At 39.0% G+C, this 3,446-nt stretch carries 1 pseudogene; it reads right to left on the bottom strand.

What is annotated here, in order from left to right:
- A pseudogene (locus TD29_RS18605) lies at positions 1-3,446 on the bottom strand (hypothetical protein); the annotation flags it as partial.

Here is a 3,446-nt window from a genome sequence, read left to right as displayed (position 1 = left end):
GGATAATCCATAACGGTTACATTAACACTAGATTCGCCACAACCATTTATATCTCGTACTGTTACAACATGTTCTCCTAAAGATACGTCTACAAATATTGGCTCTTCTTGCCATGCTCCATTATCTAAACTATACTCGTATACGCCTATTCCCTCTACGGTAACTTCTATAACGTGTGTATCTGCAAAGGCATCTGTGGTTACTGTTGCTAATACGCTTGGTGGTGCACTTTCTATAACTTCTGTGCTGTCTGTTCCTACACACATCGTGTTTGGTGAACTAGTGACATCTGTTACATTTACAGTATAGGTTCCGCCTTGACTTGGCATATAGCTGCCTTCGGTTGCGCCTGGTATAACCATTCCATTTAATAACCACTCAAAAGTATAGGTTGGTGTGCTTAAGCCTGTGTCTATTACTAACGGACTCAACACTTCGGTTCCATTTAATCCTACACATAAGATATAGCTCTCTTCTAAATCAAATACGGGTAACGGATTAACTTCTAGCGTTAATGGTGCTACTGCATAACAGATTGAGGTATCCATTCCGGCTGCATCTGGTGTGTCATTATCTATTCTTGCCCAAATGATTTGTGGGTTGATTATATTTTCATACAAGAATGGTAATGGATCAACGCCTAACTCGGCATCGGCTTCTGTCTCATAATAACTTATAATGTAGTTGGCTGGATCTTGACCATCTAACACTTGTGCTTGAACACTTTCTGGTTCTAAATCTGCTAGATCTGTGACTGGTGTTAAATCAAACTGGGCACTGTTATTGGTTGGGTCGTTATCATCATCCATCTCATCGTCACAGATTTCATAGAGAATGTCTTCTGTGTCACTATTAGCTTCAGCTGCTTCTTGTACTTCTATATTAAAGCTTGGTGTACTTATTGAACAGCCTGTATCGTTATTGGTAATGGCTACAAATATTTGTTGTGGGTTGCTCACATTGGTATATGGACTCACAAGTGCATTCATTAAATCGTCTGCGTCTTCTTGACTCACGTGATAGGTTACTGTAAATAAAGTAGCACTTTGTCCGTTTAAGATTTCAGCATCTTTCATCGTTAGATCAAAATCATCAAATCCATCGGTATTAAGTTCACAGAGAATAAAATCTGTTACTGCAATAACTTCTGGTAATGGGTTGACGATTATGGTAAAATCTACAATGGTATAACATTGTGTGATATCGTTAGTAACGCGTACATAGATCACTTGTGGTGTACTAATATTGGTGTACATTGTTGGATCTACTATAGCATTAACACCATCTTCGGCATCTTCTAATGTTTCATGGTAGGTTGGTGTAACTCCTGTTTCGCCATTAAGGATTAGAACTTCGTCTGTAGTTAAATCAAACTCTTCTTCCATATCACCTGGATTGATATCATCACAGAGAATTAAATCTGGAAGATCTGTGGTTGGTGTTGGATTTGGTAATACTCGTATTGTAAGGGTGACTTGATCTGTACAACCGGTATCTGTATCGGTTACTACTACGTATAAGGTTTGTGGGTTAGCGGCTGCTATTCCTATTGCTGTATTGGTATAGGCTTCAGCATCTACGGCATTATCTTGAGCATCTGCATCGGCTTGGGTTTCATAGTAACTTACACTCCAACTACCTTCTCCTCCTGTGATTTCGGTGTCTTTTACGGTAAGATCAAAAACGGTTACTTCATCTGCAATCTCATCATCACATAACTCTAATGGTGTAGGTTGTACTGCTACTGGTGGTAATTCTACACTAAGTTCAAATTGTCCTACATCTACACAGGCGTTGGTATTACTTACCAACCTCACATAAATGATTTGTGGGTTACTTGTATTGGTGTAGTTACCTACATTGGCTATTGGGTTAGCGCCTGATAAGGCATCGGCTGCTGTAACGTGATACGTTAGTGTCACATCGGTTTGTGTGCCTAAGATTTCTGCGTCTTTGGTTGTTAAATCAAATTGCGCAATGCCATCTGCATTGGTATCACAAATCACGTAGTCGTCAATCGTAACTGGTACTTCTGGCGATTCTAAGACGCGAAGGATTAATGTTTCCGAAGCATTATAACATCCTGTAATCGTATTGGTGAGTCTGATGTAAATCGTTTGCTCATTGATGACGATGTTGGTGTATGGACTTGCTAATGGATTGTCTCCCATGTTAGCGTCTTCTTGTGTCTCGTGATAGGTCACTGCTGTGTTTAACTCTCCTCCTATGATTTCTAAGGTTCGGTCTTCTAAGTTGAAACTTGCAAAGCCATCGTTATCTTCATCACACTCTTCTAAATCTGTTGGTGTGGTTGGGGATGGAATTGGGTTAACTCTTAATAAAATGGTTGCCGTTGTACTTACTGAACAGCCTGTAACATCATTGGTGGCCACTACGAAAATAGTTTGTGGATTTTCTGTATTGGTATATGGACTTGATATTGGATTTGTATTGGTATCTGCCTCGGCTTGGGTTTCAAAATAAGTTAAGCTGATACCTGTTTGTCCGTTAAGAATCTCATCGGTAGCGTCTTCTAGCATAAAGGTTTCCATCTCATCGCCTGGATTATTATCATCACAGAGTTCTAATGGTGATGGCTGAACTAATACTGGTAAAGCGTTAACGATTAACTCTAAGGTAGTAAGCTTGTAGCATCCTGTTACGTTGTCTTCTACGCGTACCCATAGTATTTGATTAAATGGTGTGGTATTGGTGTAGTTCGTTGGTGTAGCAATAGGATTTGTTGCTGCGGCTGCATTAATATCATCGGCATAAAAACTTACTGTATATAGTGTTGGATCGACTAGGTTTTGTAAAATCTCTTCGTTTTTACTGGTTAAGTCAAACTGAGCAATACCGTCGGCTGATAAATCATCACAAACTTCTAAGGCTGTTGGACCTGCTCCTAATTGTGGTGTTGGATTGACTATAAGTACTAATTCTACTATAGTAGCACAATTGGTAGAAATTGTTGAACTTTCTACACGTACATAAACGATTTGCTCATCTTCTACAATATTATTATAAAGACTTACTAATGGGTTCACATTGTTGGTAGCATCTGCCATAGTCTCATGGTAGGTAACTGTTAAACTTGGATCGCCTCCTGTGACTTCATTGGTTTTACTTTCTAAATCAAACTCGCCAAATCCATCGCTGTCTGGATCACAATATTCTAATGCTGTTGGTGTGTTGGCTATTGGCGCTTGTTGAACGATTAATTCTAAGGTTGTAGTGTCATAACAACCTGTGTTAATGTCTTGAACGCGTACATGAACGATTTGCCCATTCATTACATTAGTGTATGGTATAGCTAATGGATTTGCATTGTCTTGAGCATCCATTAAATCAATATGATAACTTACTGAATAATTAGCATTGTTAAATGTGATTTCTACATTCTTTAAGGTTAAATCTATACTCGTAATACCATCTGGTGTACCATC

The sequence above is a fragment of the Psychroserpens damuponensis genome, assembly GCF_000826655.1.
Classification (GTDB): domain Bacteria; phylum Bacteroidota; class Bacteroidia; order Flavobacteriales; family Flavobacteriaceae; genus Psychroserpens; species Psychroserpens damuponensis.
Note: the sequence above shows the minus strand (reverse complement) of the source record. Positions and strands in the feature narration are given on the sequence as shown.